Origin of the sequence: Nostoc sp. (genome assembly GCF_036919555.1) — a bacterium.
GTDB lineage: Bacteria > Cyanobacteriota > Cyanobacteriia > Cyanobacteriales > Nostocaceae > Nostoc.
In genome coordinates, this window is record NZ_JBALCS010000073.1 from 66110 (window position 1) to 92505 (window position 26396).

The window sequence follows — 26396 nt, forward strand, 5'->3', positions numbered from 1 at the left end:
TTATTTAACTCCTTGATTATTCATTGACTTCATTTTATTCAGGCGTTTTTGTTGTTGAGATTTGCCAGCAGATATTTTTTCTATTTGAATATGAGTTTCATTTAAAGATGATGTTAGATTTTTCCCTTGATTGAAGAATTCTGCGAGAGAGCTGATGGTCGGGTATCTAAACAAATCGAGCAATGATAAATCGGTTTTGAACATTTGATGTAATTGAGTATGAACCCTAACCATAAGTAAGGAATGACCACCGAGTTCAAAGAAGTTATCGTGAATGCCTATCTTCTCGACATTAAGAGATGTTTGCCAAACAGTGGCGATGGCCTGTTCTATCTCAGTTTGTGGCATTACATAAGCAACTTCCAAGTCTGGGCGCAGACTTTCTGGTGCAGGTAGCGATCGCCAATCAAGCTTTCCGTTGGGCAAGAGCGGCAAGGTTGGGAGTACAATGAAAGCCGAGGGCACCATGTATTGTGGTAGCTTCTCCTGAAGAAAGCCACGCAGTTCAGTGACTGTAAGTGTCTGCTCTAGATGAGGGCTGACATAGGCTACTAAGTGCTTATCACTCTGCTCGTCTTCCCAAGCCAGTACTAACGCTTCCCGAACTTTAGCGTGTTGGCTCAATTTCGATTCAACCTCGCCTAGTTCGATGCGGAAACCACGGACTTTGACTTGATGGTCAATTCGTCCAATGTACTCAATCACTCCATTAGGCAGATGGCGTGCCTGATCTCCAGTTTTGTACAGACGTGTCGCCAGTTGTTCGCTAAAAGGGTTAGGAATAAATCTTTCTGCTGTTAGCTCAGGACTGTTTAAATAGCCCCTGCCCACCCCCACACCACCAATATACACTTCACCTGTTACGCCCACAGGAACAGGGTTTAGATGCCGATCAAGCAGATAAATCTGGATATTGGCAATTGGATGACCAATGGGAACTATCTTTTGATGGATGGCGCTATTTTCTTGGTTACTACTTTGTTGCACGCACGCCCAAAAGGTGACATCTACAGCGGCTTCAGTTGGACCATAGAGATTGTGCAATTCAGCATCCAGACGATCAAAGAAGCGTTTTTGAAGTTGGGCAGACAACACCTCACCACTCGTTATTACCCGTTTGAGAGACTTACAAGTTTCCAGACTTTCTGCTTCCAGAAATACTTGCAGCATCGAAGGAACAAAATGTAAAGTAGAAATTTGCTGCTGTCTAATTAAATTTACTAAATAGCTACTGTCTCGATGTCCCTCTGGTTGGGCTACCACTAAAACCGCACCCGTCATTAACGGCCAGAAAAATTCCCAGACTGACACATCGAAGCTAAAGGGTGTCTTCTGCAAAACTTTATCTGTTGCTGTCAACTGGTAAATGTCTTGCATCCAAAGTAAGCGATTGCAGATTCCCTGGTGGGTATTCATTGCTCCCTTTGGTCTACCTGTAGAGCCGGAGGTGTAGATGACGTAAGCAAGGTTATCGGAGGTGATGTTGCAGACAGGGTTTATTATCCTCTCAAGGGCAATAAGTTCCCAGCTGCCGTCTATGCAAATTACTTTAGCACTGTGAGTTGGTAGACTCTCTACTAGATGCTGTTGTGTTAATAATACCTTTGGTTGAGAGTTTTCTAACATGAAAGCTAATCTTTCTGCGGGATAGCTTGGGTCTAGTGGTACATAAGCACCACCCGCTTTGAGAATCCCCAAAAGTCCGATTACCATTTCGAGCGATCGCTCCACACAAATTCCCACCAGTACCTCTGGTCTCACTCCGAGAGATCGCAAATAATGCGCTAGTTGATTCGCTCGCTGGTTCAGTTCCTGGTAGGTCAACTGTTGGTCTTCAAAAACCACAGCAATGGCATCAGGCGATCGCTCCACCTGAGTTTCAAACAACTGATGAATGCATTGGTGTTGAGGATACTCAACCGAGGTATCATTCCACTCCACAAGCAGTGTCTTCTCAGCTTGAGTTAACAGTGATAACTGCGACAGGCGCTGCTGTGGATTGGCAACAATCCCAGAGAGCAACATTTGCAAATGCCCTACCATCCGGCAAATGGTACTTGACTCGAATAAATCAGTGTTGTACTCCAGAGTTCCAACTAGCCCCTGTACCGTTTCTGTCATATCCAGAGTTAAATCAAACTTGGCAGTGCTACTCTCACTTGCCAAAGGACTGAAAATCAAACCAGGCAACTCTAATGCTGACATCGGTGCATTCTGGAGCACAAACATTACTTGAAAGAGTGGTGTGTGACTCAAGTCTCGCGGTGGTTGCAGTTCCTCTACCAGCTGCTCGAAAGGCAAATCTTGGTGAGCATAGGCTCCTAGTGCCAATTCCCGCACACGAGTTAGTAGCTCCCTAAAGGTGGGATTACCTGCCATGTTAGTTCGCAGTACCAATGTATTGACAAAAAAGCCAATCAACCCTTCTATATCTGCACGGTTGCGGTTAGCTATAGGCGAACCCACCACAATATCTTCTTGTCCTGTGTAACGCCATAGCAGGGTCTGGAAAGCTGCCAACAGGGTCATAAATAAGGTAGCCCCTTCGTGCTGGCTCAATTTCTTCAGGGCAACAGATAGCTCAACAGATAGCTCAAATGAACACGTAGCACCCTGAAAAGTCTGAGTGGCGGGTCGCGGATGGTCAGTAGGTAACTCCAGTAATGTTGGTGCACCGTCTAAGTGCTTGAGCCAGTAAGATATCTGCGATTGTAGTACCTTTCCTTGTAACCATTGCCGCTGCCAAGCTGCGAAGTCTACATATTGGATTGGCAGTTCAGCTAACGGTGAGGGTTGCTCATCACAGAAGGCTTGATAAAGTTTTGTTATCTCACGCACCAGCACGCCTATTGACCAACCGTCAGAGGCAATGTGGTGCATTGTTAGTAGTACTATGTACTCTTCTTCCCCAAAGCGCAGTAGTTTCACCCGCAGCAGGAGGTCACTGTTGAGGTCAAAGGGTTGTTGCGCTTCAAAGTCTGCCAGTTGTCTGACTTCGGCTTGTTGTTGATTTGAAGGTAACTTACTGATGTCAAATACGGGCAACACTAGCTGTATGACTGATGAGATAATTGCTACGGGTTGCCCTTCTACGGTCTGGAAATTCGTTCGCAATGCTTCGTGACGACGTAGAATTTCATTAAAACTCTGTTGTAGGGCCTCTAGGTTCAATGATCCTTGTAGGCGAACAGCAGCAGAAATATTGTAGAAGGGACTGTTTGGTTCTAGCTGAGTAAGAAACCATAACCGCTGCTGAGCAAATGACAGGGGTAACTTTTGCGATCGTGAAATCCGCTCAATCTTAGGTGCTTCGAGTCCTAAACTTACCTTTCTGGTTTTTGCTATGTCTTTGGCTAGCCCAGCTATTGTTGCTTGTTCAAATAAGCGACGTAAAGGAAGCTCTTGCTGAAAAACTTGCCGCACTTGGGAAATCACGCGAGTTGCAAGTAGAGAGTGTCCTCCCAACTCAAAAAAGTTATCGTGAATACCTACTTTGTCAATACCAAGCACCTCTGCCCAAATTCCGGCTAGAATCTCTTCAATTGGTGTGGAAGGAGCGGTAAAATCGGATTCTGATAATAGCTGTGTTAACTCAAGTCGAGTTAGTGCTTTGCGGTCTATCTTGCCGTTAGGGGTGAGTGGTAGTGCTTCTAGCATCACAAAAGCTGCTGGCATCATGTAGTTTGGCAGCTTCAACTCTAAGAAGCTCCGCAGTTCAGTAATTGTTAGTGTTTGCTCTGTTTCGAGGACGACATAGGCGACTATTCGTTGTAAATCTGCTGAATCTGAGCGAACGATAACTACAGTTTCTCGTACTGCTGGGTGTTGGCTGATGAATGCTTCAATTTCTCCAAGTTCAATGCGGAAACCACGAACTTTCACTTGGTGGTCGATGCGGCCGATGTATTCTATTTCTCCATTCGGCAGATAGCGTGCTAAATCTCCTGTTTTGTACAGACGTGTCGTCGGTTGTTCGCTAAAGGGGTTGGGGATGAATTTTTCAGCAGTTAGTTCAGGGCGGTTTAAATAGCCACGAGCTAGTCCGTCCCCACCTATGTGTAATTGACCCGGTACACCAACAGGAACGGGTTGTAAATCTTGATCCAACAAATATATCTGTGTGTTGTTAATAGGACGACCAATCGGCAGAATATTGCTGGCACCCTTCTGTATCCAGGCAAATGTCGAATAAGTTGTATCTTCGGAAGGCCCGTAAAGGTTAAAAACTTGTCCTATATTATCCCACTGATAAAGTTGCTGTACAAGCTTATTCTGGAGTGGTTCACCAGCTATATTAATCGTGTACACTGAAACTGGAATACCGTCAGTCCTTAATAACTCTGCAATCACACTGGGAACTGTGTTGATTAAAGTTACACTTTTGGCTACAGATAAAGTTGGTAAATAGAGTGCATTGTCTATCAAGATGACTTTCCCCCCGCACCCCAAAGGAACAAATATCTCGAAGATTGAAAGGTCAAAGCAAATCGAGGTTGACGCCAAAACTCCAAGCAAAGCTTCAGCCGCAAAGATTTTTTTTGCCCAATCCAACATAGCAACCGTGCTATGGTGTTTGATCATTACACCCTTGGGTTTCCCAGTCGAGCCAGAGGTATAGATGACATAAGCCAAGTTGTCAGTAGTTACCTGAGTGACTGAATTTTCCTTACTTTCTTGGGCAATAGCCTGCCAATCAGCATCTAAACAAACGACTTGGGCTTTGTGTTCAGGCATTCCCTTCATGAGCCGTCTTTGAGTCAGCAGCACTGCCACTTGGGCGTCTTCTAGTGTAAAAGCTAATCGCTCTTGGGGATAAGTAGGGTCTAGCGGCACATAAGCGCCACCCGCCTTGAGGATACCTAATAACCCGATGACCATTTCGAGCGATCGCTCCACACAAATTCCCACCAGTACCTCTGGACTGACGCCAAGCGATCGCAAGTGGTGTGCCAGTTGATTAGCTCGCTGGTTCAGTTCTTGGTAGGTCAACTGTTGGTCTTCAAAGACAATAGCAATGGCGTCAGGCGATCGCTCCACCTGAGTTTCAAACAACTGATGAATGCACTGGTTTTGAGGATAGCCAACTTGAGTATTATTCCACTCTACCAACAATTGATGTCGCTCAGGTTCAGTCAACAGTGTTAATTCGGACAGCTGCTGCTGTGGATTTGCGACCATCCCCTCTAACAATGTTTTTAGATGCCCTAACATCCGGTTGATGGTGTCGGCATCATAGCGTTCATTACCATCGGAAGTAATTTTAAGCAACAACTCCTCAGCTGGGTTTACGCTTAGAGTCAGGGGATAGTTTGTCCTTTCAAATGCGCTAAAACTTTTAATCTCTAAGTTTAGATCCAGTTTCCGTAAGGAAGCGTCTACAGGATAATTCTCAAAAACCACGATACTCTCGAACAGAGGCAGACTTCTAGGAACTTCACTCCATCCCTGGACTTTTAGCAATGGACTATATTCATACTGACGTGTTTCAATTTGTTGAGTTTGGATCTGTTTGAGCCAAGGTAGAAGAAACTCTTTTGGTGATACTTTTACTCTTACTGGTAGAGTATTGATAAACAGCCCTACCATAGACTCTGCTTTGGCTAAGGTGGAGGGACGACCGGAAGTAGTAGCCCCAAAAACTACATCTTCCTCACCACTATAACGGCTTAATAGCAAAGCCCAAGCTCCCTGTACCAGTGTATTGAGCGTTAGCTGGTGCTGCTGTCCTAAAAATTGCAATGCTGCGGTTTTTTCTACTGAAAGCTTAATTTCTTGCTGATTATTGCCATCTTTTGAACTGAGCAATTGCCCAAAACCTTTGTCTACCCATAGCCGTGTTGGAGTTGTAAAACCCTTGAGCAGTTGCCGCCAGAATGCTTCAGCCTGGGATAGGTTTTGCTGCTGTAGCCAGACGATGTAATCCCGATAACAACGAATCGGCTCCAGGTATACGTCTTGACCTTTACTGAAGGCTTTGTAACAGTCAAAAATCTCTTTAAAGATTGTGGCATTAGACCACCCATCGATCAGCAGATGATGATGGCTCCAAGTGAAGTGATAATAGTTTTTTGCCAGATGGTGAAGTGTCAAACGTATCAACGGTGGGCGGGTCAGTTTAAAACCAACAGAGCGATCGCTTTTCAAAAAAGCTTCCAGCTGTTGTTGCTGTTCGACTGAAGAGAGATGCCGCAAGTCTAGCAGCACCCACGGTAGCGTCACTTGCCGATGCACAACTTGCACTGGTTCTTTTAAACCTTCCCAAACAAAGCGCGTTCGTAGAATTGAATGCCGTTCTACAATCTGCTGCCAAGCTTGCTGAAATGCCGCAATGTTGAAGTTTCCTTCCAGAGTCCAACTCAATTGCTCAAAATAAACTCCGGATTCAGGAGCAGCAATACTATGGAATAAAATGCCCTGCTGCATGGGCGATAGCGGATAAAAATCTTCGATGTTTTTATTTTTCACACTCATATCACATATCTCCAATTGCTCCTGTAATGGCATCAAGGTCGGCTTGACTCCATTGGCTTTGTTCAAACTTTGCAAAGTCAGAAGGCGTGAAACCGCCTGCATCAGGTGATTGGCAGTGGGTGATCAGCGATCGCAGTGCCTCAATAAACCCTTGAGCAAGTACTTCAACTGTGGTTTGGCGATGCAGCTTCTCGCTATAAGTCCAGCTCATTTGCAGCCGTCCCTGAGATATGCCGCCGTTAATTTGCAGCAAATGAGTTCGCTTGCTTCGTAAACTGTGACTGGGACCGATGGACTCCTGAGCTAAACTAAATAAAGAGGATTCCGGTAAAACTTGGTCAAACTGTCCCAAATAGTTAAAAATCACCTCAGCTTTTGGCAATAAACTTAGCTGCTCAGTAATTTCCTGATCCCTACTAAGGTAGTACAGCAGTCCATAACTAATACCTCGATTCGGAATAGCTCGTAGTTGCTCTTTAATTGCCATCAAAGATTTTCCTGGCTGGAAAGTGTTTTCTAGACTCAGATGTACCGAAAAGATAGATGTGAACCAGCCCACAGTCCGCGATACATCTACATTCTCAAACAGTTCTTCTCGCCCATGTCCTTCCAAGTCAACTAGTAGAGAACTTTTTCCTGTCCACTGGGCAAATGCTTGTACCAGTGCTGTCAGTAATACATCGTTAATTTGCGTCTGATAAGCTGCTGGCACCTTTTGCAGCAAGGCTTGAGTTTCCTCAACAGAAAGTGATACCGACACCTTGCAGGCTGTTGCTTCTCTGTTGTTTCCGCCTAGATAGTCTACGGGTATAGGCTCAACGGGTTGATCAAGGGTTGTGAGCCAATAATCTAACTCTGAACGTAGCGCTGAAGAACGTGCATATTCTTGCAAACGGTTAGACCACTGCTTGAATGAAGTTGTTTTGGGTGGCAACTGTATCACCTTGCCCTCAGAGAGTTGATGGTAAGCTGTTTGAAAATCTTCAATTAAGATTCGCCAAGAAACCCCATCAACAGCTAAGTGGTGGATAATCCAAAGCAGGCGACAAGGTTTCTCGCCACCCAGGTCAAAAAGGGCAACCTGAAATAATAGTCCAACTGAGAGATTCAAGCTAGCTTGAAGTTTAGCAGCTATTGCTTCCATAGCAGCCCCTTGTTCCTCTTTTGGCAGTGCTGACAAATCTAAGTGTGTTAGTGGCACTACATGATTAGGACTAGCAATAACCGCCTGAGTACCAAATTCCTCTTGTATAAATTGCAAACGTAGGACATCGTGATGTCTTTGTAAAGACTGCATCACTTGCTCTACAACCACAGGATCAATACTCTGCTTGAGTTCCAGCAGCACCGCCTGATTCCAGTGATCTGGTTCTGGTTGTTCTTGTTCAAAAAACCATTGCTGAATAGGTGTTAGTGGTAATAATCCAGTTACTGCACCCTGTTCGGCGGGAATTTTCTCATTTGTGCCAGCTACGGCTGCCAGTTGAGCGATGGTCTGGTATTGAAACAGCTGCTTAGGAGTTAAATACAACCCTGCTTGATTGGCTTTGGAGATGATTTGAAGGCTGAGGATTGAATCCCCACCCAACTCAAAAAAGTTGTCGTTTATACCGATATTTTCTAAGCTGAGTACCTGCATCCAGATCACAGCCAACTGTTTTTCAACCCTCGTCTGAGGTGCAATAAAGGCTTCTTCTAATTCTGGGCGTATTTGGTCAGGCACTGGTAGGGCCTTACGCTCTATCTTGCCGTTAGGAGTGAGCGGTAGTGCTTCTAGCATCACAAAAGCTGCTGGCATCATGTAGTTTGGCAACTTCGGCTCTAGGAAGCTCCGCAGTTCAGAAATTGTTAGTGTTTGCTCTGTTTCGAGGACGATATAGGCGACTATTCGTTGAGAATCGGCTGAGTTTGAATGAACGACAACTACAGTTTCTCGGACTGCTGGGTGTTGGCTGATGGCTGCTTCAATTTCTCCAATTTCGATGCGGAAACCACGAACTTTAACTTGATTGTCAATACGTCCTAAATATTTAATGTCTCCATTGGGCAAGTAGCATGCCTGATCGCCAGATTTATAAAGGCGTGCGTTTGGTTGATCACTGAAGCGATTAGGAATAAATTTTTGGGTGGTGAGTTCTGGTCGATTCAGATAACCTCGTGCTACACCAGCACCACCAATGTACATCTCACCCCTGACTCCAATCGGTACTAGTTGTTGATATTCATCTAACAAGTAAACTTGCAAGTCAGGAATTGGACGACCAATGACACTCCCAAAACCAGCTTCTAAGTCTGCCATCGTCAGTGGACGATATGTCACATGCACTGTTGTTTCCGTAATGCCGTACATATTGACTAACTGGGGAAACTGGTCGCCGTGGCGCTCAAACCAGGGTTTTAAACTCTGAAGTTCCAGAGCTTCTCCACCGAAAATCACCAGTCGCAGGCTCAACTTTTTGGCATCTCCCAAGGATTCCTCTGCTTGTATGAGTTGGCGGAAAGCAGAAGGTGTCTGGTTGAGTACTGTTACTTGCTGCGTTGACAACAATTTGTAGAAGTCTTCGGGTGAACGAGTCACCCAATATGGTACTACCACTAACTTTCCACCATATAGCAGGGCACCCCAGAGTTCCCAAACTGAGAAATCAAAGGCGTAGGAATGGAACAGTGAAAAGACATCCTGTTGGTTGAAGTGATACCAAGACTCAGTTGCTACGAATAAACGCACAACATTGGCGTGATTGACCAACACGCCTTTGGGTTGACCTGTTGAGCCGGAAGTATAGATGATATAAGCTAGGTTATCAGTTGTACAGTTACTGATTAAGTTCTGTTGGCTTTGCCCTGCGATACTTCCCCAATCTGTGTCTAGGCAAACAGTCCTTGTTTGAGATTCTGGCAAATTCTCCCTCAGACGCTGTTGGGTCAGTAGTACTGGTATCTGTGCGTCCTGCAATATGAAAGCTAATCTTTCGGCGGGATATGCTGGATCTAGTGGTACATAAGCACCACCAGCTTTGAGAATCCCCAAAAGTCCGATCACCATTTCTAGCGATCGCTCCACACAAATTCCCACCAGTACCTCTGGTTCTACTCCTAGCTTTTGCAGGTAGTGCGCCAGTTGATTGGCTCTTGCATTTAGTTCACAGTAGGTCAACTGCTGGTCATCAAACACCACTGCTACAGTATCGGGGGTGCGTTCTACTTGAGCCTCAAACAACTGATGGATGCACTGGTGTTGGGGATACTCAAGCGAAGTATCATTCCACTTTACTAGCAGTGCCTTCTCGGCTTGAGTCAACAGTGGTAACTCAGACAGACGCTGCTGTGGATTAGCAACTATCCCAGAGACCAACGTTTGTAAATGTTCAGCCATCCGGCTGATGGTGCTTGACTCGAATAAATCAGTATTATACTCTAAACTGCCAACTAATGCCTGTGCTGTTTCTGTCATCAACAGAGTCAAATCAAACTTAGTACTACCACTCTCACTTGCTAGAAGACTTAAACTCAAACCTGGCAACTCTAAGGCCGACATCGGTGCATTCTGAAGCGCAAACATCACCTGGAACAGTGGCGTGTAACTCAAAGAACGCTGTGGTTGCAGTTCGTCTACAAGCTTCTCAAAAGGTAAATCTTGGTGAGTATAAGCTCCTAATGCCACTTCCCGCACACGAGTCAGTAGCTCCCCAAAAGTGGGATTACTTGCTAAGTTAGTTCGCAGTACTAGGGTATTGACAAAAAAACCAATTAGCCCTTCTATTTTTGCTCGATTGCGGTTGGCGATGGGTGAACCGACCACAATATCTTCTTGCCCTGTGTATCGCCATAACAAAGTCTGGAAAGCTGCCAGCAGAGTCATAAACAACGTAGTTCCTTGCTGCTGGCTCAATTTCTTCAGGGCTTGTGATAGCTCGACAGATAGCTCAAATGAGTAACTGGCACCCTGAAATGTCTGAACGGCAGATCGCGGATGGTCAGTTGGTAACTCCAGTACTGATGGTGCACCTTCTAACTGCTTTTTCCAGTAAGATATTTGGGATTGTAGTACATCTCCTTGTAGCCATTTTCGCTGCCAAGCTGCGAAGTCTGCATATTGGATTGCCAGTTCAGCTAACGGTGAGAATTCTCCAGTAGAAAAGGCTTCATAAAGCGTTGCTATTTCACGAATAAGTATCCCTTTTGACCAGCCATCAGAGATAATATGATGCATTGTAAACAGCAACACGTATTCTGCCTCGTCCAGTCGTAGGAGAGTACATCGCAGTAAGGGACCTTCTACTAGGTTGAACGGCACTTTAGCTTCCTTTGTAGCGAGGCGCAGAACCTCTTTCTCACGATCTGCGTCAGGAAGTTTTTGTAGATCCACTACTGGCAGCTTTAATGCTAGAGTCGGAGCGATGACTTGGACTGGTTGCCCCTCGACGGTACTAAAGGTAGTGCGTAAGACTTCGTGGCGGCGTAGAATTTCATTAAAACTTTGCTCCAGTACGGCTAAATTCAGCGCTCCTGTCAGACGCACGGCCGCGGGTTGATTGTAAAAGGGGTTTCCTGGCTCCAACTGTTCAAGGAACCACAGTCGTTGTTGGGCGAAAGACAACGGGAAAATGTTGGAATCTCGACTTGGAGACGTGATTTTTGTTCGAGAGGCATTTTCTTTTTTATGCCTGAGTCGTTGCAGAAGAAGCTCACGTTTCTCCACAGAAAGATTAGCAATATCTTTAACTAAATCACTCATTTCCTGCTCTCCTCCCAATTGATTCACTGTTGTTCGCCAGCAAGTATTGCTTGAACTTCCTCTTGCGAAAGTTGCTCTAGTTCTGCAAAGGTCTGAGCCAGTAGTTCACTATCTGCCGCTTGAGCTAGCCGTTGTGCAATAGTCACGGCTAAATCAGCTATGGTAGGTTTCTCAAAAAGGTCGCGCAGGGCTAAATCTACCTCGAAAGTGTCGCGTAAACGAGACACAACTTGAGTGGCTAGCAAAGAGTGCCCACCTGAATCGAAGAAATTGTCATGAACACCGATGCACTCAAGCCGCAACAATTCAGACCAGATTTCTGCCAGATGTTTTTCAACAGGGGTTCGAGGTGCTACAAAAGTATCTTCTACATTGGGTCTAGCTGTGTCCGGTGAAGGTAGTGCAAGGCGATCTACTTTCCCGTTGGGGGTCAGAGGCAAATTCTTTAACAGTATAAAGGCAGATGGCACCATATATTCAGGTAGCTTGTTTCTCAGGAAAAGACGCAGTTCGCTAGTGCTAGAGCCTTTACCTTGTCTCGGAACAACATAGGCGACTAGGCGTTTGTCACCGAGTTTATCTTCGCGAGCTATAACTACAACTTCTCGCACCTGGGGATGTTGTCTGAGTGCCAACTCAATTTCTTCTGGCTCGATGCGGAAGCCCCGAACCTTAACTTGGTTGTCAATCCGTCCAAGAAACTCCAGATTCCCGCTGCTCAAGTAGCGAACTCTGTCTCCTGTCTTGTACAGCTTTGCTTTTAGTGTGTCACTAAAGGGGTTAGGTATGAACTTAGTGGCGCTTAGTTCAGGATAGTTTAGATAGCCTCGCGCTAGTCCTGCACCACCAACGTATAACTCACCTGACACGCCAATGGGAACTGGTTGCAGCTGCCGATCCAGCACATAAACCTCTATATTGGCTAGGGGTTTTCCTATGGGGACAGTTTCAGGATAATGATTTGTTTGCTGTTTTTCCACTAAATAGGTTAGCACACCCACAGTGGTTTCTGTTGGACCATAGTGGTTGAAAATTTCACAAGTTGGCAAGTACTGCTGAAGCTGTTCAATTAAGTACCAACTAGCAATCTCACCACCAAGAATCAGACACTTGCGGGGCAGGATTTTCTCTGAGTGAGAAGATGTCAGGAGAACTGCTAAGTGGGAAGGGACAATTTTGAGACAGTCAATAGGATAAAGCTCAAAGTAAGCTGCTAGGGCTGCTGGATCGGAAGCTCGCTCTTGGGACATCACATGGAGACAACCCCCATTACACAAAGCTGGAAAAATTGCTGTGTTGCCTAAGTCTGCTGCAAAGGAGGAAACTGTTGCAAAGCTGGCACTAGGCGGCAGCTCGAGTTTGTCTAAAATCGCATTGATATAATTGAGAAGTTGCCGATGTTCGATGGCAACTCCTTTGGGTTTGCCTGTAGAGCCGGAAGTGTATAGTACGTAGACCAGATTCTCAACTGTCGTCTCACTATTGGGATTTCCATTATTGTGCTGAGTGATCGCATCCCAGTCCTTATCCAAGCAGATTACCTGTGCTGCATTGATCGGTAAATCATTGACTAGCTGCTGTTGAGTCAGTAGCACGGGTACTTGGGCATCCTGCAACCGGAAAGCAAGACCCTCCTTTGGTAATGCGGGGTCTAGTGGTACGTAAGCTCCACCTGCTTTGAGGATACCCAGTAGTCCAATTATCATATCAAGCGATCGCTCTACATAAACCCCAACTAAAACTTCCGGCTTGACTCCCAGTGTTTGCAAGTAATGAGCTAGTTGATTAGCTTTGTGGTTAAGTTCTGCATAGGTGAGTTCTTGGTCTTCAAATATAACGGCAATGTTGTTAGGTGTTTTTTCTACTTGTTCTTCAAAAAGCTTATGTATACATTTATCTTGTGGATAATTAATCTGCGTTTGGTTAAACTCGACTAGTAGCTGTTGGCGATCGCTTTTGCTGAGTATCTCTAATTGACTGATTTTCTCATCTGGATTTGCAGTCGTACTAGTTAATAAAGTTTGAAATTGTCCAGCTAAACGCCCAATAGTATCTGCCCTGAAGTAATTGACATCGTAGTAAAATTCTGTAATTAAAGAGTTATCGCGCCGAGTACAAGTAAGTTTAACTTTGAATGGCTCTATACAGCTGTAATATTTATCAAGATAAAATGAGACGCCACCGACAAAGCATTTTTCCGGTAATTGGTCAAACTCGAAACCAATGGAAAAAGCTAAGGAATTGTCATTTTCTATAGGTTCAGGAACGAAATAATCCTGCCATTCCGTGGCATCATCTAGAGTTTTTTCAGCGAGTTTCAAGACTTCTTGAAAGCGCAAGTCTGGTGTCAAATGATTTTTAATTGGTATCCAGGTGGCAAGAAGTCCTAGTACGTCTTGAAGTTCTTCATAATCCCTGCGATCGCAACCCATGCCAATGACGATATCTGCCTGTCCTGTAAGTCGACAAATCAGTGTTTGCCAACAAGCTAGTAGGACAATAGCAACGGAAGTATTATACTTTTGGGCTAAAATTTCAATCTTGGCTGCCAGTTCCGGAGCTATTATCAATTTGGTAGAGTCTATCTCAAATCCTGATTTTTTTAAAGTTTTATTCTCAAAAGGTAACTTTAATGTAGCTAAGGAAGATAATTTTTGCTGAAACCAGTATTTATTAGCAGTTGTTGCGTCCTCGTCTGCAAGTAACTGATGTTGCCATTCTGAGAATTGTAGGTATTGCACTACTTCATCGGACAATTCTTTTCCTTCTAAGCAACTAGAATATGAATTACTAATTTCATTAACTAGATTCTTGATTGTCTGAACATCTGCACAAAGTGCAGGCAAGGAGACCAAGAGAATATGTGTATTTGGCGACAGTTTCAGTAAATATAAACGCAATAAGGAAGCTGGCTCGAAGTCAAAAGCTTGATGTCTAACCTCCTGAAAAAGCTCCTCTATTTTGGATAACTGTTCCTGCTCAAAACAATCGCTTAAATCAATATCTTGCCATAAAGGGGGACTGCTATTGCCAACGACCATGACAGGAATCTTTACACTAGGCAAGCGAGAAAAATTTGTCCGAAGAATTTCATGCCTATTGACGACTTGCTGTAATGCTGCTTTTAAAATTTCTGGTTGAAGATTGCCTTGTATCAGAACAGTACCTTGAGTTAAGTAAGCAGAACTATCTTGCTGCAAGAACCAAAGGCGTTTCTGATGAGGAGATAGCCTAAAACCGTTAATAGTAGCGTCAGTTATCATTTACCTCCTCCTTGCCTGCCATGAAGTGTAATGTCTTGGCTTTGAATCATTTCTCTCATTGCTACCACAATCTTGCGTTGCCCTTCATAGGGGTAGCGCTCGTGTGCAGCAAACATATTATCTAGCACCAAAATGTCTCCTTTTTACCAAGGAAAGCTTGTCTTCGACTGCTGATAAACTTCATTAATTTCTGCAATGACTTCTTCTCAAAACGCTTGGGCATTGCTGCCGCCACTTGATGTTTCATTTGATATAAATCCTGTCGAGACTGACGTAAACATGGCTCTGTAGTTGCATTTTAGACTATTTTCATCCCAGTTTTTTATAAAGTCTCATTATTTGATTGTTTGCGACAAATGTAGCACATCCTATTAGCCCCAGAAGGGATTTCAAAATCTCGTTCTGCTTCATATATACAAACTTGATCCAATTACTTTATACCCTTTCATTAGCAGCTTTTGTACTAATTCTCCTTTGCCGCAACAGAGGTCTAAAATACGTGCCTTATCAGGAAGATGTTGTAGGAGAATTTTATCCAAACATGCCAGCCAAATATCGCTAGTTTCTGTACCAGAATTGTACGCCAAAGCAACCAAGTCATAGGTTTCACGATTTTCTAAAGACATTTCTAAAGACATAAAAATTTACCTCTTTTTTGACCTCAAATCCTAAACAGGAGCATCTCTTTAGCTAAAGATATTAGCTGATTTTTTAATACTTATTTACCTAAATCCTTACCGTAAATCTACTTCGCCAAGCAGTCATCAAAAGTTCGTTTTATTATTGAACATTCCCTGCCCTGCCACGAGTATGGGGTTTTCTTATGACTCATTAATAATTGCTATACACATAATTGAGGGATATATTGTTTGATCGCTTGTTGAAGTGTATCTGAATATTCTGGACGCTCTGTAACATCAAGGTAGTTTCTAACCATCTTGCAGTTAGTCTCATTTACAAAGTTTCCAGTAAGAGAAATGCAGTTTGTTTCGTTAATTACTTGATGCCACCAACCACTAGGAGTAAAGATAATTTCTCCTGGATTTTGAATACAAATTAGCGGTCTTGCTTGAGCAAATAAAGGGTATTTAGTCAAGTCAGGATTAAATGCATCTACTTCACCAGTATACAAGTAACACTCATCTTCAGGAGGATAAAAAAGCCAGCACTTCCTGCCAGAAATTACTGCGTTCCACGCACTAGTCATAAATCCATCTACGTGCATTCTGCTGCCTGTATTAGCTGGACCTATGAAAAGCCAACTACTAAATTGAGGTCTAATTTCATGTGGTAATTGCTCAAGCCAACTTTTAAAATATTCCGGAATATTGTAATCTTCCAAAATTTCTGGACAGTCATTAGGAAAATACCACGTTCTCAAATAAGAAGGATTTTCTTCTTTAGTGCTTTGCATATAATCGATATACTCACCCAATCTCATTGTACATTGCTCATCTGTTGTCTCAGTTTGTTTCACAGTGGTGACATGGATATCACCATACTTGGATTTAAAAAACTCTGGTGTCCAACACGTCTTCGCTTTCCAATTATCCATAATATCCAAAATTACTACAGGTTTATTAGGTATTGCGTACTTCTATAGAAATTCTTCTTTTGATAGGTTGCTCACTCGGTCAACATGCGGTATTTGAGAGTTATTGCTATTTTTCATTGATAAGTACTCCTAATTCAATGCAAAGATGATCGTATTATCGCAAGCATATCTATAGAACACTGACAACATTTTCATATTTTCCTCATGCCATGAGACTGCCCCCGATCTGAGGCTTTTTCAAGACATTATACTACTTTATGTCAACTCAAATTGAGATGTGCTTGCCCCGGTTAATAGTAGCGTCAGTTATCATTTAACTCCTTTTCCCCTGCCATGAAGTGTAATGTCTTGGCTTTGAATCATTTCTCCCATTGCTACCACAATTTTGCGTTGCCCTTCATAGGGGTAGCGTCCGTGTGCAGCAAGCATATTATCTAGCATCAAAATATCTCCTTTCTGCCAAATAAAGCTAGTCTTCGACTGCTGAAAAACTCCATTAATTTCTGCAATTACTTCGTCTTCTATGGGAGTCCCGTCCCCATAATAAACATTACGTGGTAGTTTGTTTCCTCCAAATAAAGACAACAGAGATTCTCGAACTTCTGCATCTAAATACGCTATATGGTGTAACTGTATTTGATTAAAAAATACCTTGTCACCCGTGTTAGGATGTACTGCTACTGCTGGACGAATTTGACGAGTCCCTAAACTATTATTATCATACCATTCAAAATCAATTCCAGTCTGACGACAGTAATTTTCTACTATAGATTTGTCATTGGTGCGAAAGAAATCTTGCCAACTTACATCTAGACCATCAGTATAATGACGAGTATACATTAATTGTTTTTCGGCCAATCGTTCTCGTAGTTTGGGATTGAGGAGTTGATAAGCTTTACGACAGTCTACAATCGGCGTTTCTCCACCTTGATTAGCAGGTTGTACGCAGAAAAACCAAATTTTTAAAGGAAACTGATGTAAGTGAGAGCTTTCATTGTGGAAAAGGATAGCTATATCGGATGGGTAAGGAGTAGAACCATAAACTTTACCGCTTTCTTCAGCACGAGGTAAGTCACCATACTCACCGAATAAGTCTGGACAAATTGCCTGGGCAACACTTTCAAATTCTGAGACAGAATCTACATTAAAACCTCGAAACAGAATCGCTCCATGTTTCAACAATTCTGTTTTTATAAATAATTTTTGATTAGTTTTAGCCCAAGCCACAAAATCAATCTCGTCAGTATTAGGCTGAATCACTAGAGGAAACGTTTGCCCTGATTCGAGATAATCGGTCTTGATCAAACTTTGTTGTGATTGGCTTACTACTTTGGGAGCAACGCTAATAAATTTTTCTCGCTTGGACGCTTTGCGCTCTCTTTTTTGTAAAGCTTGTTGTTCTCTTTCGGCGTGAGTAAGCATTTCTAAATTGCCGATTCGCGCATCAGGTTGGGACACAATGCTGTTGAGCAGCATCTGGAAGTTGTCTGTCATACGAGTGATGGTGGTGGCATCAAAAAGATCAGCGTTGTACTGCCATTCGCCCAAGATGCCCTGCTCTGTTTCTGTCAAAAATAGTGCTATATCAAACCTTGCTATTTTGTTTTCAACTTCTAACATGCTTAATGTCAGCCCTGACAATTCTAAGGGTGGGATGGGGGTATTCTGGAGGACAAACAATACTTGAAATAGTGGCGGCGTGTTGCTCAAATTACGCTCAGGCTGCAAAGCCTTAACTAATTGATCGAAGGGCAAATCTTGATGAGCATAAGCTCCTAATGCTACAGAGCGTACTCGTTTAAGCAACTCCCCAAAGGTGGGGTTTCCACTCAAGTCGATGCGTAAGACCAGCAGATTGACAAAAAAACCAATCAGTGGTTCAACTTCAGCCCGGTTACGGTTAGCAACATCAGTGCCCACAACGATGTCATCCTGATTTGTGTAGCGTTGTAGCAACACCTGAAAACCTGCCAGCAGGGTCATGAACAAGGTGACACCCTCTTGGCGCGAGAGTGTTTGCAGTGCTTTGGACTCTTTGGAGGGAATGATGAAGGATTGAGTAGCGCAAGGGCTGGTTTTAACTTCTGCGCGTGGACAAGCTGTAGGTAATTGCAATACTGGGAGGTTATTACCCAATTGCAGCTTCCAGTAAGCGAGTTGGGCTTCCAGAACCTCACCCTGCAACTGCTGTCGTTGCCAAACTGCAAAGTCTGCATACTGTATCAGCAGTTCTGGCAGTGGGCAGGGTTTTCCGGTAGAAAAGGCTTCGTAAAGTGCTGCCAAGTCCCGAACGAACACACCCCTAGACCAGCCATCTGAGACAATATGATGTATGGTGAATAATACTATATGCTCTTTCTCGCGGATATGCAGGAGCGTACATCGCAGTAATGGGCCTTGGGCTAAATCAAAGGTGCGTTGGGATTCCGCTGCGGTCAGTTGTTGAACAAAAGCTTCTCTTTCAGCTTCTGGCAACTCCCGCAAGTCCACAACTGGTAGTTTCATAGTTAGGCTAGCGAGGGCGATCGCCTGAAACGGTTGTCCATTTACCGCAGGGAAGGTAGTACGTAGAGCTTCGTGGCGACATACAATTTTAGTCAAAGCCTGCTCCAGCACAGGCACATTCAGAGAACCAACAAGGCGCACAACAATTGTTGAGTTGTACATAGAGCTACCTGGTTCTAATTGATCCAGCAACCATAGTCTGGTTTGAGCAAAAGACAGTGGTAGATTTCCATCTCGGAAGACGCGATTAATGGCAGAAAGTTGTTGTCCCAGTTCTGCCTTCATTAGCTCTCGAATACTTTTAGCTAATTCAACTACTGTCGGTGATTCAAACAAGAGGCGTAGCGGTAGATCTACCTCGAAAGCTTCCCGTATGCGGGAAATAACTTGGGTAGCTAATAATGAATGTCCGCCTAGCTCAAAGAAGTTGTCGTAGACACTTAACTGCTCTAAACAAAGAACTTGAACCCAAATTCCAGCTACCACTTCCTCAACTGGATCTCGAGGTGCAACAAAAACTCTTTCTAGATCAAATCTATCAATTTTCGTTACAAGCAAAGCTTTGCGATCTATCTTACCATTAGGTGTAAGTGGTAGTGCTTCTAGAATGACAAAAGCTGCTGGCATCATGTAGTTTGGCAGCTTTGACTCTAAGTGCTGCCGTAATAGGGGCACAAACTGAGTAGTAGACATCTGCGAAACTTGCTGAGTGTTCAAATCTGCTGCTGACATCTGTCCTTCTACAACAACATCAGATTTAATACTGGGAACTACATAGGCTACCAAACGTTTGTAGTCTGACACATCGATAGATATCACCACAGCTTCTTTAACAGCAGAATGTTGATTGAGTAAAGCTTCAATTTCTCCCAACTCAATGCGGAAACCACGGATTTTGACCTGATGATCGATCCGACCGAGAAATTCGATGTTGCCGTTAGGAAGGTAACGGGCTAAGTCGCCTGTTTTGTACAGACGATTGAATGGGGAATAGGAAATTGGAAATTGAGAACGTTCAAAGGGGTTGGGGATGAATTTCTGCGAGGTCAAGTCTTCTCGGTTGATGTAGCCCCGTGCAAGACCAACACCTCCAATGTGCAGTTCACCTGTAACTCCAATGGGGACGAGTTGGAGATGGCTGTCTAAAATATACGTTTGCGTGTTGGCGAACGGACGGCCAATCGGGACTAGCCCATAAACAGGGAAGTTGACCTTTTCACTCTCAAAATACGTACTGTCAATAGTGGCTTCACTGATCCCATAGGAATTAATCAAGCGAGTATCTGAACCGCACAAACGCTTAAATTCCTCATACTCCTGGAGATACAAACTATCTGAACCTACTACTAGCAACCGCATGAAGTGAAGATCTTGCTTGGTTCTCTCCAGATACTGAACTAAGTTCCTCATAACAGCTGGAACAAACTCTGCGCTATCAATCTTCTCTTGGCGCATGAGTTTATACAGTTTTTCCGGCTCTAAAAGCCACTCACGCAGGCACAACACTAACTTGGCTCCAGAACAAAGCGCGCGAATTAGATCCCCTGAAAAGACATCAAAGGAGAAACTAGCCATTTGAAGATGACTGGTAAGAGACCGAAGCCGATAGGCGTTTTCCCAAGCCTGATATGCATTAATCAGACTGCAATGATTGATCGCCACCCCTTTAGACTTGCCTGTAGAACCTGATGTGTAAACTACATAAGCTAAGTTTTGGGATGTAGCAGTATTAACCAGATTCGCTTCACTTTGCCGAGAAATTACTTGCCAGTCTTTGTCTAAACAAACCACGCGTGCATCCTGAACTGGAAGACTTTCAAGCAGTTTTTGCTGAGTCAACAGCATCGACACACATGCATCTTTAAGCATGAAGGCTAAGCGCTCTTTGGGATAAGTGGGGTCGAGCGGTACATAAGCGCCACCCGCTTTGAGGATGGCTAAAAGTCCTATGACCATAGAGAGTGATCGCTCCACACAAATTCCCACCAGTACCTCTGGTCTTACTCCAAGCAATTGCAGGTGGTGCGCTAGCTGATTGGTTCTAGCGTTCAATTCACAGTAGGTTAGTTGCTCCGATTCAAACACCAATGCGACTGCATCGGGTGTAAGCTCTACTTGAGCCTCAAATAGCTGATGAATACACTGGTGTTGAGGATACTCCAACTGAGTATCATTCCACTCTATCAGCAAATTCTGCCACTCAGGCTCGGTCAACAGTGGCAACTCCGATACGAGTTGCTGTGAATTATCCACAATCCCCTGAAGCAAGGTTTGCAAATGCCCTGCCATCCGGCTTATAGTGCTTGACTCAAATAAATCGGTATCGTACTCCAGAATGCCAACTAGTCCCTGTGCTGTTTCTGTCATATCTAGGGTCATATCAAACTTTGCCGTGCCACTATTACTTTTCAGGGGACTTAAACTCAAACCTGGCAATTCTAACGCCGACATTGGTGCATTCTGAAGCGCAAACATCACCTGGAACAGTGGCGTGTGGCTTAAGTTTCTTGGTGGTTGCAGTTCCTCAACTAGCTGCTCAAAAGGCAAATCTTGGTGAGCATAGGCTCCCAGAGCCACTTCCCGTACGCGAGCCAGTAGCTCCTCAAAAGTGGGATTACCTGCAAAGTTAGTTCGCAGTACTAGGGTATTGACAAAAAATCCAATTAACCCTTCTATTTGTGCACAGTTACGGTTGGCGATGGGCGAACCTATGACAATATCTTCACTGCCCGTGTAACGCCATAGCAGCGTCTGAAAAGCTGCTAACAGAGTCATAAATAAGGTACTTCCCTGGTGCTGGCTCAATTTCTTCAGGGCTTGTGATAGCTCAACAGATAGCTCGAATGAATAACTACCACCCTGGAATGTCTGAACAGCAGGTCGTGGATAGTCAGTGGGTAACTCTAGTACCGCTGGTGCGCCCTCTAAGTGCTTTTTCCAATAAGATATCTGAGATTGTAATACTTCTGCTTGTAACCATTGTCGTTGCCAAGCCGCGAAATCTACGTATTGAATTGGTAGTTCGGGCAACGGCGAGAGTTTGCCATGACTAAATGATTCGTAAAGTGCAGCCACTTCATTCACTAGCAAACCTGCTGACCATCCGTCAGCAATTATATGATGTATCGTGAATAGCAATATGTGCTCGTCTTCTTTCAGTCGTAAAAGACTGCTTTTGAGCAAAGGACTTTGAGTTAAGTCAAAAGAATATCGCGCATGTAATTTAGCTAGTTGTCGAACCTCAGCTTCTCGTTTGTCTAAAGGTAATGCCTGAAGATCCACTATTGGCAAGGTAATGTTTAGTGTTGAAGCAATAACTTGCACAGGTTGCCCGTTTGCGCTTGCAAAGCTTGTCCGCAAACTTTCATGGCGTCGCACAATTTCGTTAAAACTCTGCTCTAGAACTGGCACATTGAGCAAACCTTTCAATAGTAAAGCACTAGAAACGTTGTAAAAAGGATTGCCTGGCTCTAATTGGTCAAGAAACCACAATCGATGTTGAGCAAACGACAGTGCCAATTCGCCTTCCCGTTTCACCCGCTCAATAGCCGTAGTTGCTGAGTTCTGCCCAGCCCTCACTGCCGTTTCAATCAGTTCAGCTAGCCCTGCCACTGTTGGTGTTTCAAATAAACTACGTAGCCGCAGATCTACTTGAAAGGCCTCGCGGACTTGAGAAACAACCTGCGTTGCTAGCAAAGAGTGTCCTCCCAAGTCAAAAAAGTTATCGTGAATACCGACTCGCTCAATACCAAGAAGTCTAGCCCAAATTCCTGCAAGGACCTCCTCCACGGGCGTGCGAGGAGTTGTAAAGCTTGTTTCTAACTCAGGACGTACTTGGTTGGGTTCTGGCAGGGCTTGACGGTCTACTTTGCCGTTGGGAGTAAACGGTAGCGCCTTGAGGATGACAAAAATTGACGGCACCATATACTCAGGCAACCTCGCCTGCATATAGTTACGCAGTTCATTAATAAGGATAGGCGATTCTTGAGATGGTACAACGTAAGCTGCCAGATACTTCTGACCAGACTCTGAATCTCTTGCTAAGACGACAACCTCCCGCACATTTGGGTGGAGACTGAGTACTGCCTCAATTTCTCCTAGTTCTACGCGGAAGCCCCGAATTTTAACTTGGTGGTCGATACGACCTAAAAACTCAATCGTGCCGTTTGGCAAATAGCGTGCCCGATCGCCTGTTTTGTAAAGCCGCGCTCCTTCTTTCTGACTGAATGGATTGGGAATAAATTTAACAGCTGTCTGTTCGGGCTGATTCAGATAGCATCTAGCTAGAGTTGTCCCGCCAATGTATATTTCGCCCTTTAGTCCTATGGGAGCAGGCTGCAAGTTCTCTTCCAAGACATATACCTGGGTGTTAGGAATTGAACGACCCAGGGGAACTGTTTGGGATTTTGGATAGCAGGAAAGGTGGTCATTAAGTTCTACTAGATAAGTAAGTACACCTACAGTTGCTTCTGTAGGGCCGTAGTGATTGAAGATCAGGCAATCTTGTGCATACTTTTGAATCTGCTCGATCAGTTCCCAACTGGTAGCCTCACCACCTAGTATAAGCCGTTCTCTAGGAAGGATAGACCCAGGTGAAGAAGATGTTAACAGAGAAGCAAGGTGAGAGGGAACAATCTTGAGACAGTCAATAGGATGTCTAAGACAGTATTCTGCCAAAGCTGCTGGGTCAGTTGCACGCTCGTAGGAGATTATATGCAGACAACCTCCCGTACACAGACAAGGAAAGATAGCTGTGTTACCTAAGTCTGCGGCGAATGTAGAAACCAGTGCAAAGTTAGCACCTGCTGGCAGGTTTAATTGCTCGATGATGGCATATAGGTAATTGAGCAATTGTCGGTGTTCAATTGCAACCCCCTTAGCTGTGCCTGTAGAACCAGAGGTAAACAGTACATATACTAGATTTTCACTTGTTACTTTGCTATTGGGATTAACATCATTTTCCTGAGTAATAGTTTCCCAGTCGCTATCCAGGTAGATTACTGTTGTTTGCTCTTTGTTATTCGTCATTGGTTCAAAGTTATTTACCAATGATGAATGACTAATGATTAATGACACCTGGGCATTTTGCAATCGTAATGCCAAACCTTCTTTCGACAATGCGGGATCTAATGGCACATATGCCCCACCAGCTTTGAGGATAGCTAAAAGTCCAACTATCATGTCAAGCGATCGCTCGACACACAGCCCCACTAATACCTCTGGTGCAACCCCCTGCTTTTGGAGGTAGTGAGCTATTTTGTTAGCCCGTTGATTCAGGTCGTGGTAAGTCAGTTCTTGGTCTTCAAAGATAACAGCAACTTTATTCGGGGTTTTTCCTACCTGTTCCTCAAATAGTTGGTGAATGCACTTGTTGTGTGGATAATCGCGCTTCGTGTTTACCTGGTCAAGCAGTTGTTGTCTCTCGATTTGACTGAGAATATCTAACTGACTAATTGCTGTCTCTGGATGAGCGATCGCACTAGCTAACAATGTCTGAAATTGCCCGACTAAGCGTTTGATATCTTCTACATTAAATAAGTTTGAGTCATAGTGAAATGCTACATTTAGCGTATCATTCTGACGAATGCAAGAAAGCTTGACTTTGAATTTTTCAATGCAAGTATATAGTTGGTTAATCGAAAAAGATACGTCAGCAGCTACATAATTTCCTGGCAGTTCTTCAAACTCGAAGCAAACTGGGAAAAAACGTAAGGTATTTTGATATGATTCTGCTATTATTTCCCAAGTAAAGTAATCTTGCAGCTTATAAATATTCTCTGCACATTCATTATTTTGATGAAAAATATCAATAAACTTCGATCCTAGTTCTATATTGGAAATTAACGGTAAGTATTTAGTAAATAATCCTATACTATTCTCTAATTCCTGATATTTACGTCCCTCATAAGCCACACCGATACTCAAATTTTGCTGTTTGGTAAGACGCGCAAGTAAAATCTGCCAGGAAGCTAAGAAAAACTCAGCTACTGAAACATTATACTGCTGAGTCAGGGTGTAAATTTGTTCTAACAAAGCAGGGGTAATTGTGAAACTTTGCGTTCGAGGCTGAAATTCTAATTGCTCTGTAGACTGTTTTTCAAAAGGCAGCTTTAATTTTGTCAGCGCTGAAAAATCCTGTTTTCGCCAATAGTCTCTGCCTGCTTCTGTATCTGCCCCTTCTAACAATTCGTTTTGCCATTCAGCCAAATCTGCGTATTGTAGTGGTTCATCGTCTAGTTCTTTACCTTGCAAGCAAGCTGCATAAGACTGGCTGATTTCTTGCACTAAAATTTTGAGTGTTGCTGCGTCTGCACAAAGTGCAGGTAAGCTAATGAGCAAAACATACTTAGATGACGACAGAGTTACTAAAAATAGATGTAATGCAGAACCTTCTACCAAATCAAACGGCTGTTTGTTAACCCCATCAAATAAGACGGATAAAAATACTTCTTGTTCTTGATCTGTGCAACCTCTCAAGTCGTGGTTTTCGTCCCAAGCAATACCGTTGTTTCTAATGACTTGCAAAGGTATAGTCATCCCAGGCAAGCAATGAAAATTAGTACGGAGAATTTCATGCCGATTGACAACTAGTTCTAAAGCTACTCTCAAGGTCTCGATATCAGGATTCCCTTCTATCAAAACAGCACACTGTGAAGAATAAGGGAAGTTGTCACTTTCCTGTAAATGCCAGAGATGTTTTTGTTGGGGTGAGAGTCGAAAACCCTGCATTTCATCTATCATTCTAATTCTCCGTACTTGGCACTAAATATCTTTACTACTGAATTGTTCTGCCATTCCTACTACGACCTTTCGCTGTCCGACAAATGGCATCCGTCCGTGTGCTGCTAGCATATTATCGAGCATTAAAATATCTCCAGCTTGCCAAGGGAAAATTATAGTTTCTTGTTGGTATACAGCACGAATTTCATCTAACACGATTTTTTCAATTGGCGATCCATCACCATAATAAGTATTGTGTGGCAAGTCTTCTTCTTGGAACTCAGCTAACAATGACTTGCGGATATTTTGTTCCAAAGTTGATATATGAAAAAATACAGCATGATTGAACCACACTTGTTCACCTGTTTGGGGATGGGTGGCAACAGCCTGTCTAATTTGGCGGGTTCTCAAGCGATTGCCCTCTTTCCACTCGAATTGTATGCCATTGTGACGGCAGAAGGTTTCTACTTCGGCTGGATTGGTTGTTTGAAACACTGTCTGCCAAGGTAAGCCAAAGCCATCGCCAAAGTTGCGGACATACATCACTCCTTTTTCGATGAAGCGATCGCGAATCTTGGAATCAATCCGTTTATATAATTTTCGAGTGTCAGCGATGGGTGTTTCTCCTCCCTGAATAGCTGGTGTCACGCAGTAAAAAAAGATTTTTAGAGGCCATGTGGCGGCGTATGAATTCTCGCTATGTAGAAAGATAGTTTGGTTCGCTGGATAGTCAGTTGAAGTATAAATATTGCCTTGAATTAGACTGCGGGGTGAAGAGCGATCGCGATATTCCAGCAAATCTCCAGAAACTGTCTGGATAAATTTTTCAAACTCTGCCACATCTGTTACTTGGAAGTTATGAAACAGGATACCGCCATGCTTCAGTAGATTTTTTGCAATTAATTCTTGATTACTTGCTGTCCAAGTTACTAAATTAATTCCTTCTACTATAGGTTGTAACAGCAAAGGTAAGGATTTCTCAGGCAACAAAGGTATTACTTTGATCAATTCTGCATTCGAGAGATTAACACCTTGCCGTCTTTTTGACCTTATTTGGTTGAGGCTGATTTTTGGATAGTCTGGAATCTTCATTATTTATCTCTTACAATTTTTACGCTTCCAGAATTCTCTTCCGTTTTTTATC

The 26396-nt window shown here is 43.6% G+C and carries 8 protein-coding genes; all 8 read right to left on the reverse strand.

Translation table 11 applies throughout. The features are described from left to right. Window positions 1-6573 carry an amino acid adenylation domain-containing protein gene (locus V7K36_RS20060; RefSeq protein ID WP_335118582.1) on the reverse strand — a complete coding sequence of 2191 codons (6573 nt, stop codon included), beginning with the start codon at window positions 6571-6573 and terminating at the stop codon, window positions 1-3. Next, window positions 6473-11209 (reverse strand): amino acid adenylation domain-containing protein, encoded by a 4737-nt coding sequence (locus V7K36_RS20065; RefSeq protein WP_335118584.1) that lies wholly within the window; start codon window positions 11207-11209, stop codon window positions 6473-6475. Before V7K36_RS20065 ends, V7K36_RS20060 begins: the two co-directional genes overlap by 101 nt. A 23-nt stretch (window positions 11210-11232) precedes the next feature. Next, window positions 11233-14472, reverse strand: a complete 3240-nt coding sequence (locus V7K36_RS20070) for a non-ribosomal peptide synthetase (RefSeq protein ID WP_335118586.1) — start codon at window positions 14470-14472, stop codon at window positions 11233-11235. Beyond that, the gene (locus V7K36_RS20075; RefSeq protein ID WP_335118588.1) at window positions 14469-14600 is read right to left on the reverse strand and encodes a hypothetical protein; all 132 of its coding nucleotides are present in this window, start codon (window positions 14598-14600) and stop codon (window positions 14469-14471) included. Before V7K36_RS20075 ends, V7K36_RS20070 begins: the two co-directional genes overlap by 4 nt. Window positions 14601-14879: 279 nt before the next feature. Further along, a complete protein-coding gene (locus V7K36_RS20080) occupies window positions 14880-15110 on the reverse strand; it encodes a hypothetical protein (protein ID WP_335118590.1) in 231 nt (76 codons plus the stop codon). A gap of 203 nt (window positions 15111-15313) precedes the next feature. Next, entirely contained in the window at window positions 15314-16060 is a 747-nt protein-coding gene (locus V7K36_RS20085) for a cupin-like domain-containing protein (protein ID WP_335118763.1), read from the reverse strand. A 276-nt stretch (window positions 16061-16336) separates the two neighbouring features. Then, complete coding sequence (locus V7K36_RS20090) at window positions 16337-25273, reverse strand: amino acid adenylation domain-containing protein (RefSeq protein ID WP_335118592.1); 8937 nt, start codon at window positions 25271-25273, stop codon at window positions 16337-16339. Between the two features lie 21 nt (window positions 25274-25294). Next, window positions 25295-26344 carry a TauD/TfdA family dioxygenase gene (locus V7K36_RS20095; RefSeq protein WP_335118594.1) on the reverse strand — a complete coding sequence of 350 codons (1050 nt, stop codon included), beginning with the start codon at window positions 26342-26344 and terminating at the stop codon, window positions 25295-25297. Between the last annotated feature and the right edge of the window lie 52 nt (window positions 26345-26396).